The 14,024-nt window shown below is 65.6% G+C and carries 13 protein-coding genes; 4 read left to right on the forward strand and 9 right to left on the reverse strand.

Annotation, left to right across the window (positions count from 1 at the left end):
* Positions 1 to 392 precede the first annotated feature (392 nt).
* The 5 genes from HWX22_RS11005 to HWX22_RS11025 form a co-directional block, all read right to left on the reverse strand.
* Positions 393 to 575, reverse strand: coding sequence for a hypothetical protein (locus tag HWX22_RS11005; protein WP_175915622.1), 183 nt, complete (start codon positions 573 to 575; stop codon positions 393 to 395).
* Between the two features lie 75 nt (positions 576 to 650).
* Positions 651 to 893 carry a hypothetical protein gene (locus HWX22_RS11010; RefSeq protein WP_244135213.1) on the reverse strand — a complete coding sequence of 81 codons (243 nt, stop codon included), beginning with the start codon at positions 891 to 893 and terminating at the stop codon, positions 651 to 653.
* A 165-nt stretch (positions 894 to 1,058) separates the two neighbouring features.
* On the reverse strand, positions 1,059 to 2,030 hold the full coding sequence (locus HWX22_RS11015; RefSeq protein ID WP_175915623.1) for an aldo/keto reductase: 972 nt from the start codon (positions 2,028 to 2,030) through the stop codon (positions 1,059 to 1,061).
* A 24-nt stretch (positions 2,031 to 2,054) separates the two neighbouring features.
* Positions 2,055 to 2,867 carry a glucose 1-dehydrogenase gene (locus tag HWX22_RS11020; RefSeq protein WP_175915624.1) on the reverse strand — a complete coding sequence of 271 codons (813 nt, stop codon included), beginning with the start codon at positions 2,865 to 2,867 and terminating at the stop codon, positions 2,055 to 2,057.
* 50 nt (positions 2,868 to 2,917) lie between these two features.
* Entirely contained in the window at positions 2,918 to 3,499 is a 582-nt protein-coding gene (locus HWX22_RS11025) for a cupin domain-containing protein (protein ID WP_244135214.1), read from the reverse strand.
* Between the two features lie 40 nt (positions 3,500 to 3,539).
* Between HWX22_RS11025 and HWX22_RS11030 the strand changes: the two genes are divergently transcribed.
* Positions 3,540 to 4,472, forward strand: a complete 933-nt coding sequence (locus HWX22_RS11030) for a LysR family transcriptional regulator (protein ID WP_175906510.1) — start codon at positions 3,540 to 3,542, stop codon at positions 4,470 to 4,472.
* A gap of 125 nt (positions 4,473 to 4,597) precedes the next feature.
* Here HWX22_RS11030 and HWX22_RS11035 read toward each other — a convergent pair whose 3' ends face one another.
* Positions 4,598 to 4,888 (reverse strand): hypothetical protein, encoded by a 291-nt coding sequence (locus HWX22_RS11035; RefSeq protein ID WP_059531502.1) that lies wholly within the window; start codon positions 4,886 to 4,888, stop codon positions 4,598 to 4,600.
* Between the two features lie 389 nt (positions 4,889 to 5,277).
* The gene (locus tag HWX22_RS11040; RefSeq protein ID WP_059531499.1) at positions 5,278 to 6,036 is read right to left on the reverse strand and encodes a TIGR00730 family Rossman fold protein; all 759 of its coding nucleotides are present in this window, start codon (positions 6,034 to 6,036) and stop codon (positions 5,278 to 5,280) included.
* Position 6,037: 1 nt separating this feature from the next.
* Here HWX22_RS11040 and polA point away from each other — a divergent pair, with 1 nt between their 5' ends.
* The 3 genes from polA to HWX22_RS11055 all read left to right on the forward strand — a co-directional run bounded on the left by polA (position 6,038) and on the right by HWX22_RS11055 (position 11,678).
* The gene (gene polA, locus HWX22_RS11045) at positions 6,038 to 8,791 is read left to right on the forward strand and encodes a DNA polymerase I (RefSeq protein ID WP_175915625.1); all 2,754 of its coding nucleotides are present in this window, start codon (positions 6,038 to 6,040) and stop codon (positions 8,789 to 8,791) included.
* 279 nt (positions 8,792 to 9,070) lie between these two features.
* Positions 9,071 to 10,405 carry an NAD(P)/FAD-dependent oxidoreductase gene (locus tag HWX22_RS11050; protein WP_059531493.1) on the forward strand — a complete coding sequence of 445 codons (1,335 nt, stop codon included), beginning with the start codon at positions 9,071 to 9,073 and terminating at the stop codon, positions 10,403 to 10,405.
* A 397-nt stretch (positions 10,406 to 10,802) separates the two neighbouring features.
* Entirely contained in the window at positions 10,803 to 11,678 is an 876-nt protein-coding gene (locus HWX22_RS11055; RefSeq protein WP_059689622.1) for a dienelactone hydrolase family protein, read from the forward strand.
* Between the two features lie 52 nt (positions 11,679 to 11,730).
* Here the strand turns inward: HWX22_RS11055 and HWX22_RS11060 are convergent, their stop codons facing one another.
* Together HWX22_RS11060 and HWX22_RS11065 are read right to left on the reverse strand one after the other, a co-directional pair.
* Entirely contained in the window at positions 11,731 to 12,600 is an 870-nt protein-coding gene (locus tag HWX22_RS11060) for a sulfurtransferase (protein WP_175915626.1), read from the reverse strand.
* A gap of 115 nt (positions 12,601 to 12,715) precedes the next feature.
* Positions 12,716 to 13,822, reverse strand: a complete 1,107-nt coding sequence (locus HWX22_RS11065) for an aromatic ring-hydroxylating dioxygenase subunit alpha (RefSeq protein WP_175915627.1) — start codon at positions 13,820 to 13,822, stop codon at positions 12,716 to 12,718.
* Positions 13,823 to 14,024: the final 202 nt, after the last annotated feature.

Below are 14,024 nucleotides of genomic sequence, written 5' to 3' on the forward strand. Positions count from 1 at the left end.
TTGGTTTTGCATTTTGCATTTTGCATTTTGCATTTTGCGAGTTGCGCAAGGTTTTGATTTTTAATGAATCTTGGCTTGTCGATAAAACTCCGAAGGCAGTGTTTGACCGCCCGAAAAAGTCGTCTAACTTGCTCCAAGAATGCTGTTGAAATCCCCGTGTAATCGTAAGTGGTATCTTCGCAAAAAGTTTGAGGAAATGGCGGAACGCCTTGACTTGATGCGATTTTGTGTCCGCAAGCTGCGGAGCTTTGCGGAAGTGGCGTTTCAGTGATGTGAACGCCGACCCCGGTGACGATGGGCGTCGCGATGTGCGACGTACCGGCGACCGGGGCCGGCCGGCCTTTCTCTCGTCGACACGCGCGTTCGGCCACGATGCGCGTTGCGAACGTCTGTCAACGCAAAGCTTGCGCGGCCGCTTCGTGCGATTCGCCCAGGCCCGTCTCGTGCATCGAATCATGCAGCGCGTCGATGATCCTGGTCGCATGCGTGCGCCGCTTGGCCGCCAGCCGCTGCTCTCCGAGCGCCTGCAGGGTCGCGCCGCCGAAATGCGCCATGATGTCAGGCAGGCGGCGCACGGTGCCGCGGCTGCCCCAGCAGCCTTCGATCTCCGTCGGAAACACCCACTTGCGTGTCGCGACGGCGTCGGCGCGCTACGCCTTCCGTGCGTCGGCGGCGCTGCCGTCGTCGATCGCGCCGTCGACCAGGATGAACTGGCAGGAAGCCGCGCACACGGGCCGTCCGCCGATCGATTCGACGCGCCAGCGCAACGGTGAAGTCGCGCGGCCTTGCGGTGTCGACGACGCGAGATGATTGGCCGCCGTGAGCATGTCGGTCGGCGCGACGATGCCGGACGCGAGGGCATCGTCGACGACCCGGATTCGGATGAGCGGCATGACTGGCGGGATTGGCCTCGCGCAAGGGCAATGCTGCCACCGGCGCCATACGGTCCGGCTAGCCGCCGGACCGGACGTCCAAGGCGAGTGCGATGGACGGTCGCGCGCCCGCTATGGCCGGTTTGCCATCGATACCCTGGCCCGATCCGATTGCCGGCGCCGCGCTTACCATTGCGCCGGTTCGATCGTCCGGTCGAATGCCGCCTTGAGCAACGCGGTTTCGCGATCGTCGAGCGTCAGCTCGAGTGCCGCGAGCGCATCGGTCAAGTGATGCGGCTTTGACAACCCGACGATCGGCGCCGTGATGCCGGGTTGCCGCAGCGCCCAGGCGAGGGCGATCCGGGCGGCGGGCAGGCCGCGAGCCTGCGCGACCTGCCCGACCGTCTCCACGGTTGCGGCGACCGCGTCGCGGCCGTCGTACCACGACACCATCTGCTGGTCGGTCGCGGCCCGCGTCGTCCGTGCGCCGCGCGAGCCGGCCAGCAGCCCGCGACCGAGCGGCGACCATGGCGTGTACGCTATGCCTTCGTCGATGCACAGCGGCAGCATGTCACGCTCGTCTTCCCGGCAGATCAGGCTGTACTGGCTCTGCATCGACACGAACGGCGCGAGGCCGTGATGTCGCTGGAAGGCGAGCATCTTCATGAATTGCCACGCGTGCATCGACGATGCGCCGAGATAGCGGGCCTTGCCGCTCCTCACGATGGTATCGAGCGCGTCGAGCGTTTCTTCGATCGGAGTCTCCGGATCGAACCTGTGGATGACGTAGAGATCGACGTAGTCGGTTCCAAGGCGCTGCAGCGACGCGTCGATGCTCGCGAGCAGATGCTTGCGCGACAGCCCGCGCGCATTCGGTCCGTCGCCGGTCGGAAAGAACGCCTTGGTCACGATCACCACGTCGTCGCGGGTCGTGAAGTCGCGCAGCGCGCGTCCGAGAATGCGCTCGCTCTCGCCGCCCGAGTAGACGTCGGCCGTATCGAAGAACGTCACGCCCGCGTCGAGCGCCGCGCGGATGAACGGGCGAGCCACGTCCTCGGTCGTGACCCACGGCCGCCACGACGGATCGCCGTAGGTCATGCAGCCCAGGCACAGCTTCGACACCTTCAGCCCGGACTCTCCCAGTCTCACGTACTCCATGGGTTCGATCTCCCGCGGCGCCGTTCAGCGCATGCCGGCGATCGTGTAGCCGCCGTCGACGAGGATCGATTCGCCGGTCACGAAGCGCGCTTCATCGCTGCAGAGCCAGACGGCCGCGTCGGCGACGTCCTCGGGCGTGCCGATCCGCCGCGCGGGCGTGAACGCGGCGAACGGCCGAAACATCTCGTCGTCACCGAAGCGGCGTGCCATTGGCGTGTCGATGATGCCCGGGTTCACGTTGTTGATCCGGATGCCGTGCGGCCCGCCTTCGAGTGCAACCGCGCGCACTAGCGCATCGAGCGCGCCTTTGCTTGCCGAATAGGTCGACGAGCCGGCAAGCGCGCCTTTGGCGAGCCACGACGACGTGTTCACGATCGCACCGCCTCCGTGCGCGAGCATCGCTTCCATTTCGTATTTGATCGACAGCCACGTACCCTTCAGATTGGTCGCCATCACGTCGTCGAAGTCGGCCTCCGTCTGTTCGACGATCGGTGCGAACGTGCCTTCGGCCCCGGCATTGTTGAAGGCAACATGCAATGCGCCGTAGCGCCCGATTGCCGCGTCGACGAGCGCCCGCACGCTCTCGGCGCGGGAGACGTCGACCGCCATCGCGAAGGCTTCGCCGCCGCGTTTGGTAATCGCCCGCACGGTTTCGTCGAGCAGCGCCGCGCGCCGGCCGGCGACGACCACGCGGGCGCCACGTCGTGCGAACGCCAGTGCAGCGGCGCGGCCGATGCCGGTGCCGCCGCCGGTGACGAGCGCGACGCGGCCGTCGAGGCGGGATGGCGTGTCGGCGAACGGCGCGAGCGGGGCGGGCGAAATGCGTGATTCGGACATGATGGAGGACTCCGGAATGAAGGGAAACGGGGTGGCCGGCGGACCGGTGCTCAGTCTTCGCTGATCGGTACCGTCAGCGGTTGTCCGGGCGTGCCGGCATAAAACACGATGAGCTCGGCGGGTTCGTCGCCGGTTTCGCCGCGGTGCACGCCGCCGACCATTTCCGGTACCACGTCGCCGGGACCGAGCACGAGCCGCTTGCCGTCGCTTCGGCGTACTGCGCTGAGATGCCCGGACAGCACGTAGCCGACGTTGATGGACGGATGCATGTGCCAGGGCAGCACCGCGTGCGGCGGGATCGTGTAGCGTACGACCGTGACTTCCGGTTGCTGCCGCGGGTAGGCGCGATATCGCGAGCCATCCCATGCATCCGTGGTTCGCAGCAACACCGTTTCGATCGCGCGGACGTTCGGGGCGGCGTCCTGCGCGGCGACTTGCGACGCACCCGTGACAATCAGCGCGATGGCGGCAACGGTCCGGGAAACGATGGAGAATGGGCGCTGGTTCATGGCGTGCGGCCTGCCGGGCCGGAGCGTTGAAGACAGCGCCATTGTGCGAAGCCGGCCGCGGTGCGAATAGTGCCGGTTCGGTTGAAACCGCTTCAACGCGACCGACACGCGTTGCGAAGCCATCGATGAATGCCCGCGCGAGTCGGGCTCGACGGAGTAACGAATGGATCGTTTGAAAGCGCTGACGGTATTCGTCCGCGTCGCGGCGGCGGGCAGCATCAGCGCGGGCGCCCGCGAGCTGGGTATCACGCCACAGGCGGCGAGCAAGCAGATCGCCGCGCTGGAAGCATTGCTGAGCGTTCGGCTGTTCCAGCGCTCAACGCGCCGGATTGTGCTGACGGTCGAGGGCGAGCGCCTGTTTTCCCAGTGTCGCGGCGCGGTCGGTGAGCTGGAGAGTGCGCTGCGCATGCTGGACGACGATCGCGCGCAGGCGGTGGGGACGATCCGCGTCGCGGCGCCGTATTCGCTGGCCCGACGCTTTCTCGCGCCGTTGCTCGGCGAGTTTTGCGACCGTCAGCCTGGCATTACCGCCGAGCTGATCGTCAGCGACGATATGGCCGACGTCGTCGAGCAGCGGATCGACCTCGCGGTTCGGACCGGCAATCTGCCCGACAGCGGACTGGTTGCGCGCCGCGTCGCCGATCTGCAGCTGATCGTCTGTGCCGCGCCGGCCTATCTGTGTCGTCATGGCGAACCGCAGACGATCGACGCATTGAGCGAGCATCGCTGTACCGCGTTTCTGTACCCGCGCACCGGCAAGCCGTTTCCGTGGGAATTCTTCGTCGACGGCAGCGTGCATACACGGCAGATGAATCCGTTCATCGCGACCAACGATATCGACGCGGAGCTCGACACCGTGCTGAGCGGCGCGGCTATCGGCCAGTTCTTCGGCTATTCGGTTCACGCACACGTGCGCGAAGGGCGCCTCGTGCCGTTGCTGACCCGGCACGCGACGTCCCGCTACGGCCTCTACCTGTGCATGCCGCAACGCACGCATCTGCCGCGCAGGAACCGGTTGCTGATGGATTTTCTTGCCGACCGGCTCCGCGCGCATCCGGATCTGGCGCCGCTTCCATTGGCCGATGCCGCGGCGTGACGAAGTGACGTGGCTCGGGCTCCGGCGGCGGCCCGTCGGTCCGGAGCGTGTCGTTCAGAAGCGGCAAGGCCGCCTAGCGCCGTAGCGCGCAGGTGGCCTTGCCGTCGACGTTCGAGCCGTGGTGCTCAGCACTCGCCCTTCTTCGCGTGTCCCGGCGGGCAATGGTAGCCGCCGTGACCGCGATGGCGCTCATGATCTTCCCACTCACGACGCTCCCAGTAGCGGCGGCCGTCCCAGTAACGATCGCCGTGCCAGCCGATCACGACCGCCGGCGCGGGTGCGACCACGACAGGCGCGGGCGCGACGACGACCGGCGCGGGCGTGCCGATGTTGACGTCGACGTTGACGGCATGGGCGAGGCCGGACAGCGAAAGACCGAGGCCGGCGAAGGCGAGGGCGATCAGTGAGCGTTTCATGTTGTTTTCCGTGATGTCGTTGTCAAAGGCCGGCGCGACGCGATGGACGCGAGGGGGATCGTTCCACCGGGGGGACGCCACGCCGACGAGATGCAGTGTGCAGGTGCGGCGCGAAAAAGGCGAGACGGGTTTGTTACGGTGGATTGACGCCAGGCACGCCGGCCGGATCGACGACAGGCTGCATGATTTGACAATGACGGGCCGGGCATGGGAAGCGTCGACGGCATTGCGCGATGCAGGCTGCCCGGATTTGACATTCGGCGGCGCTCGGCCGCACGGCGGGATTAATACGGCGTTACAAAATGACGCGCGGCAGGTGGCGGAATTGCCGTGCCTGCCGCGCGGGAGACGGGATGCCGGCCGTGAGGCAGGCCATCGCACCGATCGAATTACAGATAGAACATGCGGTCTTCTTCGGGCCGCGGCGGATGGTCTTCGCCGTCCGCACCTTCTTCCTCGCCGCTGTCCTCGTAGAACGCGAGCACGGCGTCGAGCACCTGGTCGGGATCGTCGATCACCTGCATCAGATTCATGTCTTCCGGATTGATGAGGCCCATCGGAATCAGCTGGTCGCGGAACCATTGCAGCAGCCCCTGCCAGAACGTGCTACCGACGAGAATGATCGGCACGAGGCGCGACTTCTTCGTCTGGATCAGCGTGAGCACCTCGGACAACTCGTCGAGCGTGCCGAAGCCGCCCGGCATCACGATCACCGCGTCGGAGTTCTTCACGAACGTGACCTTGCGCGTGAAGAAGTGGCGGAAGCGCAACGAGATGTCCTGATAGTGGTTGCCCGCCTGCTCGTGCGGCAACTCGATGTTCAGGCCGACCGACGGCGCCTTGCCGGCGTGCGCACCCTTGTTCGCGGCTTCCATGATGCCGGGGCCGCCGCCGGAGATCACCGCGAAGCCGGCGTCGGACAGCTTGCGCGCGATCTGCACGGCCAGCTTGTAGTGCGGCGTGTCCGGTTTGAGACGGGCAGAACCGTAGATGCTGACGGCCGGGCGGATCTCCGACAGGTACTCGGTCGCCTCGATAAACTCTGCCATAATCGTGAACATCTGCCACGATGCGCGCGCCTTCTTGGCCGTCGCGCGTTCTTGATCTGCGAGCGAACGCAGACTCGGAATCACTTTTCTCTTGTTCATAATGCCTGAAGAACGAAATCTGGAAGGTAAGACCCTGCTATTGGTTGACGGTTCGAGCTATCTGTATCGGGCTTACCATGCGATGCCTGATTTGCGTGGCCCTGGCGGGGAGCCGACCGGAGCGCTCTACGGAATCATCAACATGCTGCGCCGTATGCGCAAGGAAGTCAGTGCAGAGTATAGCGCTTGCGTGTTCGATGCAAAGGGCAAGACGTTCCGCGACGACCTTTATGCCGACTATAAGGCAAACCGTCCGTCGATGCCGCCCGATCTTGCACTGCAGGTCGAGCCGATTCACGGCGCGGTCCGTGCGCTCGGCTGGCCGCTGCTGATGGTCGAGGGCGTCGAGGCCGACGACGTGATCGGCACGCTCGCGCGCGAAGCCGAGCGGCACGGGATGAACGTGATCGTGTCGACCGGCGACAAGGACCTCGCGCAGCTCGTCACCGATCACGTCACGCTCGTCAACACGATGACCAACGAGACGCTCGATCGCGGCGGCGTGATCGAGAAGTTCGGCGTGCCGCCCGAGCGGATCATCGACTACCTCGCGCTGATCGGCGACACCGTCGACAACGTGCCCGGCGTCGAGAAGTGCGGGCCGAAGACGGCCGTGAAATGGCTGTCGCAATACGACAGCCTCGACGGCGTGATCGAACACGCGGGCGAGATCAAGGGCGTGGTCGGCGACAACCTGCGCCGCGCGCTCGACTTCCTGCCGCTCGGCCGCAAGCTCGTGACCGTCGACACGGCCTGCGATCTCGCACCGCATCTCGAATCGATCGAAGCGTCGCTGAAGAGCGACGGCGCAGCACGCGACCTGCTGCGCGACATCTTCGCGCGATACGGCTTCAAGACGTGGCTGCGCGAAGTCGACAGCGCGCCCGCCGAAGGCGGCGGCGCCGATGCGCCGGAAGGCGAGCCGGCGCAAGTGGTCGCGGCGGACATCGTCCGCGAATACGACACGATCCAGACCTGGGAACAGTTCGACGCATGGTTCGCGAAGATCGATGCGGCCGCACTGACCGCATTCGATACCGAGACCACCTCGCTCGATCCGATGACCGCGCGGCTCGTCGGCCTGTCGTTCTCGGTTGAGCCGGGCAAGGCCGCGTATCTTCCGGTCGCGCACCGCGGCCCCGACCTGCCCGAGCAGTTGCCGATCGACGACGTGCTCGCGCGCCTGAAGCCATGGCTCGAATCGGCCGACCGCAAGAAGGTGGGCCAGCATCTGAAGTACGACGCGCAGGTGCTCGCGAACTACGACATCGCGTTGAACGGCATCGAGCACGACACGCTGCTCGAATCGTACGTGCTCGAATCCCACCGCACGCACGACATGGACAGCCTCGCGCTGCGCCATCTGGGCGTGAAGACGATCAAGTATGAAGACGTGGCCGGCAAGGGCGCGAAGCAGATCGGCTTCGACGAAGTGGCGCTGGAGCAGGCTGCCGCGTACGCCGCCGAAGATGCAGACATCACGTTGCAGCTTCATCATGCGCTGTACCCGCAGGTTGCGCGCGAACCGGGCCTCGAGCGCGTGTATCGCGAGATCGAGATGCCGGTGTCGCTCGTGCTGCGCAAGATGGAGCGCACCGGCGTGCTGATCGACGACGCACGCCTGCAGGCGCAAAGCAGCGAGATCGCGACGCGGCTCATCGAACTCGAGGGCCAAGCGTACGAACTGGCCGGCGGCGAATTCAATCTCGGCTCGCCGAAGCAGATCGGGCAAATCTTCTTCGAGAAGCTGCAGTTGCCGGTCGTGAAGAAGACGCCGAGCGGCGCCCCGTCGACCGACGAAGAAGTGCTGCAGAAGCTGGCCGAGGATTACCCGCTGCCGAAGCTGCTGCTCGAGCATCGCGGGCTGTCGAAGCTGAAGTCGACCTACACCGACAAGCTGCCGCGCATGGTGAATCCCGCAACGGGCCGCGTGCACACGAACTATGCGCAGGCCGTCGCGGTCACGGGCCGCCTCGCGTCGAACGATCCCAATCTTCAGAACATTCCGGTGCGCACGGCCGAGGGCCGGCGGATCCGCGAAGCGTTCATCGCGTCGCCGGGTCACTGCATCGTGTCGGCCGACTATTCGCAGATCGAACTGCGGATCATGGCGCACATTTCGGGCGACGCGTCGCTGCTGCGCGCGTTCGCGCAGGGCGAGGACATCCACCGCGCAACGGCCGCCGAGGTGTTCGGCGTGACGCCGCTGGAGGTCAACTCCGATCAGCGCCGGATCGCGAAGGTGATCAACTTCGGGCTGATCTACGGGATGAGCGCGTTCGGCCTCGCGTCGAACCTCGGCATCACGCGCGATGCGGCGAAGTTGTATATCGACCGCTATTTCGCGCGCTACCCGGGCGTCGCGCAGTACATGGAGGACACGCGCGCGGCGGCGAAGGAAAAGGGCTACGTCGAAACGGTTTTCGGCCGCCGCCTGTGGCTGCCGGAGATCAACGGCGGCAACGGCCCGCGCCGCCAGGCCGCTGAACGTGCGGCCATCAATGCACCGATGCAGGGCACGGCGGCCGACCTGATCAAGCTGTCGATGATCGCGGTGGACGACTGGCTCACGCGCGACCAGCTCGCATCGCGGATGATCATGCAGGTGCACGACGAACTGGTGCTCGAGGTGCCCGACGACGAACTGTCGCTCGTGCGCGAGAAACTGCCGGAAATGATGTGCGGTGTGGCGAAGCTGAAGGTGCCGCTGGTCGCTGAAGTGGGTGCCGGCGCGAACTGGGAAGAGGCACACTGACGCACCCCCGCGTGATTCCCGCGTCCCGCGGCATATTGTTGCAGGGATGCTGAATATCGAGATGGTTTGCTTGTGGTCAACGCGCAAGCTCCCGGACAATGCATGTCAGTCAGGTCATTGTCGCGGGGGCAGCGCGCCCCGCGTTCCGGGATCGGTGCGTCGAAGTGTTTCGAACTGCACATCGATGATGTCCGAACCGGTTAATCCAACGGGCGGCGCGAACGTATCGCGTCTGCATCGTCCGGCGGCAGCAGTTTCGAATCGCAAAGGGGGAATCGGATGCATCGGATCATCATCGTAGGCGGAGGCGCGGGCGGCCTGGAACTGGCGACGCGGCTCGGCGACCGTTACGGCGCGCGCGGCAATCGTCCCGCGCGTGCGCTCGTCACGCTCGTCGACCGCAATCCGACCCACATCTGGAAGCCATTGCTGCACGAGGTCGCGGCCGGCAGCATGGACCCGTTCACGCAGGAACTCGAATACGCGGCCCAGGCGCGCTGGCATGGCTTCGAGTTTCAGCAGGGCGAACTGACCGCGCTCGATCGCGCGGCGAAGCGCATCACGCTGTCGCCCGTCAACGACAGCGACGGCGCGGAACTGCTGCCTGCGCGCGACCTGGAATATGACACGCTCGTGATCGCGATCGGCAGCACGACGCATTTCTTCGGCGTGCAGGGCGCGGCTGAAAACGCGATTGCGCTCGATACGGTCGGCGAGGCCGAGCGCTTCCGCAAGCGCCTGATCGCCGCGTGCATGCGCGCCGAGCACCAGGCGCCGGCGCAGCCCGCGCCGGGAGCGGCGGACGAGCCGCGCATCCAGGTGGTGATCGTCGGCGGCGGCGCGACGGGCGTCGAGCTGTCCGCCGAGCTGCGCAACACTGCGCAGGTGCTGTCCGTCTATGGGCTGCACAAGCTCGACCCGCAGCACGACGTCGGCATCGTGCTGATCGAATCGGGGCCGCGGATTCTGCCTGCGCTGCAGGAGCGCGTCTCGACCGCAACGGCCGAGCTGCTCGAAAAGCTCGGCGTGCGCTTGATGCTTGCCGAGCGCGTGACCGAGGTCGCGCCGGGTTTCGTGCATACGGCGAGCGGCAAGTCGGTGCGCGCGGATCTCACGGTCTGGGCGGCCGGCATCAAGGCGCCGTCCGTGCTGTCGAATCTTGACGGCCTGCAGGTCAACAAGCTCGGCCAGCTCGACGTGCGCCGCACACTGCAGACGTTCACCGACGACAACGTCTTCGCACTCGGCGATTGCGCGGCATGCGTATGGCCCGGCAACGAGCGCAACGTGCCGCCGCGCGCGCAGGCCGCGCACCAGCAGGCGAGCTTTCTGCTGAAGGCGATCGGCTGCCGGCTCGACGGACGTCAGCTGCCCGAATTCACGTATCGCGATTTCGGTTCGCTCGTGTCGCTCGGCCATTTCAGCGCGGTCGGCAACCTGATGGGCGGACTGATCGGCGGCAACATGCTGATCGAAGGGCTGTTCGCACGCTTCATGTATATGTCGCTGTACCGCCTGCACATTGCGGCGCTGCACGGCTATCCGCGCATGGTGCTCGATACGTTCGCGCACTGGCTGCGTCGCACGACGCTGCCGCGCGTCAAGCTGCACTGACCGCACGGTTCGTGCACCGACGGGCAGGGATTCCTGCCCGTTGTCGTTTCAGGTGCGGTTGACCGCGGATTCGCGCACCGGGCCTGTTCATTGCGCGTCATTTCGACTCAATCCACGGACATTCGCGCGCGCGCCGGCGCTCGCCGCATCGTGCCGCGCATGGACTTGCCGGGCCGGGTTGCCGCGGTTATCGATACCGATGGGTGCTACGGCATTGCATCGTCGTAATCGAGTCTTACACATCTGACAGTTGACGCGACAACGGATTATTGGGCATCTTGTCCGGGTTTCCGCTTGCGGCGGGGTGCCAACCGCCGCGACATCCGCGCCGTCCGCCGGCGTGGTGCCGGGGCGAGTCCCTGGCCGTGACGGCGGCGCCCAATCGAGGAGTGCATTCATGTTGAAACCCGAAGTCGACAGCCTGGTTCCCCACGTTCCGTTCTCGCGCCGCAAGTTCATGCAGGCCGCGCTGGGCGGCACCTTCGCGGCGGCCGTGCTGCCCGTGTCGGCGCAGACCATCACGACCGACAGCAGCGGGCTGGACGTCGACACCATCGAGATCCGCTCGGGCGACGCGAGCATCCCTGCGTATCGCGCGCAGCCGGTCGACAAGACGAACCTGCCGGTCGTCATCGTGATCCACGAGATTTTCGGCGTGCATGCGCATATCGCCGACGTCTGCCGTCGCTTCGCGAAGCTCGGCTATCTGGCGATCGCGCCCGACCTGTTCGCGCGCCAGGGCAATGCATCGAAGTATCCGACGATGAAGGAGCTGTTCGACAACATCATCAGCAAGGTGCCCGACCGGCAGGTCACCGAGGATCTCGATGCGACCGTCGCATGGGCCGGCAAGAACGGCGGCGACCTGTCGCGTCTCGGCGTGACGGGGTTCTGCTGGGGCGGCCGCCAGGCGTGGCTGTACGCGGAGCACAATCCGCACGTGCGGGCGGCCGTCGCATGGTACGGGTTCGTCGAGGGCACGACCGACGAGATGACGCCGTTCAATCCGGTCGATCATGCGTCGTTGCTGAAGGTGCCCGTGCTCGGGCTGTACGGCGAGAAGGACACGAACATCACGCAGGCGTCGCTCGCGGACATGCGCAAGGCGATCCAGACGAGCGACTCGAAGCTCGCGCGCCAATCGGAGATCGTCGTGTATCCGGATGCGGGACACGCGTTCTTCGCCGATTATCGGCCGAGTTACGTGAAGGGCGATGCCGAGGACGGCTGGAAGCGCGCGATCGAGTGGTTCCACAAGTACGGCGTGATGTAAACGAAGCAGCGGCGGCGGATGCCGCCGCCTTGTCGTCGCGCCACGCAGGTGCTTATGGGTTCGGGCCGGTCGCGATCGGTCGCGACGGATCGGCGCTCCATTCGCTCCACGAGCCCGGATACAGCGACGCGCCATGCAACCCCGCGATTTCGAGCGCGAGCGCGTTGTGGCATGCGGTCACGCCGGACCCGCATTGCAGAATCACGCTGTTCGGTTCGGTGCCGGCGAGCAGCGTGGTGAACGTCTCGCGCAGCTCATGACCGGTCTTGAAACGGCCGTCGGCGGCCAGGTTGTCCTTGAAGAACCGGTTGCGTGCGCCGGGAATGTGGCCGCCGACACGATCGATCGTTTCGTTTTCGCCGCGATAGCGATCCGGTGCGCGCGCATCGATCACGACGCGCTTGGCCGACGTCACGTTCGCGAGCACGGCCGCCGCGTCGACCGTCGATTCGAGCGGGGTCGTTGCGCGGAAGTCGCCGGCGGCCTGGTGTGGCACGTCGGCGGTCAGCGGCTGGCCGGCCGCTTCCCATGCCTGCAGGCCGCCGTCGAGCACCGCGACGGAATCGTGCCCGAGCCAGCGCAGCAGCCACCATAGCCGCGCCGCATAGGCGCCGCCTTGTGCGTCATAGGCGATGACCTGCTGGCCCTGCTTGACGCCGCGGCTGGCGATCAGCGTCGCGAATGCGTCGCGGGTCGGCAGCGGATGGCGGCCGTTGGTGCCGGTCTTGCGGCCGGACAGGTCGCGGTCGAGATGGAGATACTGCGCGCCGGGAATATGGCCGGTCGCATAGGCGGCCTCGCCTGCGCCCGGATCGACGAGGTCGAAGCGGCAGTCGAACACGGCGACGCTGCCCGGCGCCGCGGCCAGCCGCTCGGCGAGATTGGCTGCGGAGATGAGCGTGGTGTAGTGGGTATGTGGCATGACGGCTCCCTGGAGTGCAAACGGCCTGATACTCCAAGTCTAAACAAAAAAAGACGGGCCGAAACCCGTCTTTTCATATGCCGAATGCCATGCGGCGCCGGCGCGCCGCGCGCGGTCAGATGTCGCCGAGGTGGCGGCGCAGGAACTCGTGGAAGTGCTGCATGCCGTCTTCCATCGGGCTCTGGTACGGGCCGACCTGCGATTCACCGCGCGCCATCAGTGCGCGGCGGCCTGCGTCCATCCGCATCGCGATTTCGTCGTCCTCGACGGCCGTCTCCATATAGGCGGCGCGCTCGGCCTCGACGAACTCGCGCTCGAACAGTGCGATTTCCTCGGGGTAATAGAACTCGACGATGTTGGTCGTCTTCTGCGGGCCGCGCGGAATCAGCCACGACACGACGAGCACGTGCGGATACCACTCGATCATCAGGCCCGGGTAGTAGACCATCCAGATCGCGCCGAACTCCGGCGGCACGCCGTTGCGGAACTTGAGCACCTGCTCGTGCCACCTCTGGTAGGTCGCGCTGCCCGGTTTCGCGAGAGCGTTGTGCACGCCGACCGTCTGCACGCTGTACCAGTCGCCGAACTCCCATTTGAGATCGTCGCACGACACGAAGCTGCCGAGGCCCGGGTGGAATGGAACGACGTGATAATCCTCGAGGTAGACCTCGATGAACGTCTTCCAGTTGTAGTCGCACTCGTGCACTTCGACGTGATCGAAGTGATACTCGGAGAAGTCGAAGTGATGCTTCGTGCCGAGGTTCGCGAGATCGCGCGCGACGTTGCGGCCTTCGGCCTCGAACAGCAACCCCTGCCAGTTCTGCAGCGGGCTCTTGCCGAGGTTCAGGCACGGCTTGTCGGGGAAGTGCGGCGCGCCGAGCAGCTGGCCTTCCAGATCGTACGTCCAGCGGTGCAGCGGACACACGATGTTCTGCGTATGGCCGCGCCCGTTCAGCATGATCGCCTGCCGGTGACGGCACACGTTCGACAGCAGTTCGATCTGGTTCGCCGGGTTGCGGACCAGCACGCGGCCTTCCTTTTCGGACGGCAGCGCAAAATAATCCCCCGCCTCGGGCACCATCAATTCGTGCCCGACGTAACGAGGTCCTTTCTTGAAGAGGGTTTCGATCTCGCGCTCAAGGAGCGCCTCATCGAAATATGCAGTGACTGGAAGCTGGCTGTGAGCCGACTTCAACTGAAGCGCATCGCTCAGATTGGACATTCCCACTCCCGGTGTTAGCGTGAAAGCAGTGAACAACCCAACCATCGAAAAATCGATTTAGGGAAACGCGGAATTATACCCGGTTCGCCTCGCAAGGCTAGGATTAAGTGCCTGATTTGTGTCAATTTTTTGTCGGCAGGCAATCCGGGTGCGCACCCCGTGTGTCGAAGATGGGGCCGGAAGATGTGCCGGGCTGCCCACG

The organism is Burkholderia sp. BCC1638 (assembly GCF_902833195.1).
In the GTDB taxonomy this organism is placed as follows: domain Bacteria; phylum Pseudomonadota; class Gammaproteobacteria; order Burkholderiales; family Burkholderiaceae; genus Burkholderia; species Burkholderia diffusa.

What these genes read in the sequence shown, in the direction of transcription:
- HWX22_RS11010 (WP_244135213.1), bottom strand. Translation starts at nt 893, where the DNA reads ATGCCGCTCATCCGAATCCGGGTCGTCGACGATGCCCTCGCGTCCGGC.
- HWX22_RS11015 (WP_175915623.1), bottom strand. Translation starts at nt 2,030, where the DNA reads ATGGAGTACGTGAGACTGGGAGAGTCCGGGCTGAAGGTGTCGAAGCTG.
- HWX22_RS11020 (WP_175915624.1), bottom strand. Translation starts at nt 2,867, where the DNA reads ATGTCCGAATCACGCATTTCGCCCGCCCCGCTCGCGCCGTTCGCCGAC.
- HWX22_RS11025 (WP_244135214.1), bottom strand. Translation starts at nt 3,499, where the DNA reads ATGGCTTCGCAACGCGTGTCGGTCGCGTTGAAGCGGTTTCAACCGAAC.
- HWX22_RS11030 (WP_175906510.1), top strand. Translation starts at nt 3,540, where the DNA reads ATGGATCGTTTGAAAGCGCTGACGGTATTCGTCCGCGTCGCGGCGGCG.
- HWX22_RS11035 (WP_059531502.1), bottom strand. Translation starts at nt 4,888, where the DNA reads ATGAAACGCTCACTGATCGCCCTCGCCTTCGCCGGCCTCGGTCTTTCG.
- HWX22_RS11040 (WP_059531499.1), bottom strand. Translation starts at nt 6,036, where the DNA reads ATGAACAAGAGAAAAGTGATTCCGAGTCTGCGTTCGCTCGCAGATCAA.
- polA (WP_175915625.1), top strand. Translation starts at nt 6,038, where the DNA reads ATGCCTGAAGAACGAAATCTGGAAGGTAAGACCCTGCTATTGGTTGAC.
- HWX22_RS11050 (WP_059531493.1), top strand. Translation starts at nt 9,071, where the DNA reads ATGCATCGGATCATCATCGTAGGCGGAGGCGCGGGCGGCCTGGAACTG.
- HWX22_RS11055 (WP_059689622.1), top strand. Translation starts at nt 10,803, where the DNA reads ATGTTGAAACCCGAAGTCGACAGCCTGGTTCCCCACGTTCCGTTCTCG.
- HWX22_RS11060 (WP_175915626.1), bottom strand. Translation starts at nt 12,600, where the DNA reads ATGCCACATACCCACTACACCACGCTCATCTCCGCAGCCAATCTCGCC.
- HWX22_RS11065 (WP_175915627.1), bottom strand. Translation starts at nt 13,822, where the DNA reads ATGTCCAATCTGAGCGATGCGCTTCAGTTGAAGTCGGCTCACAGCCAG.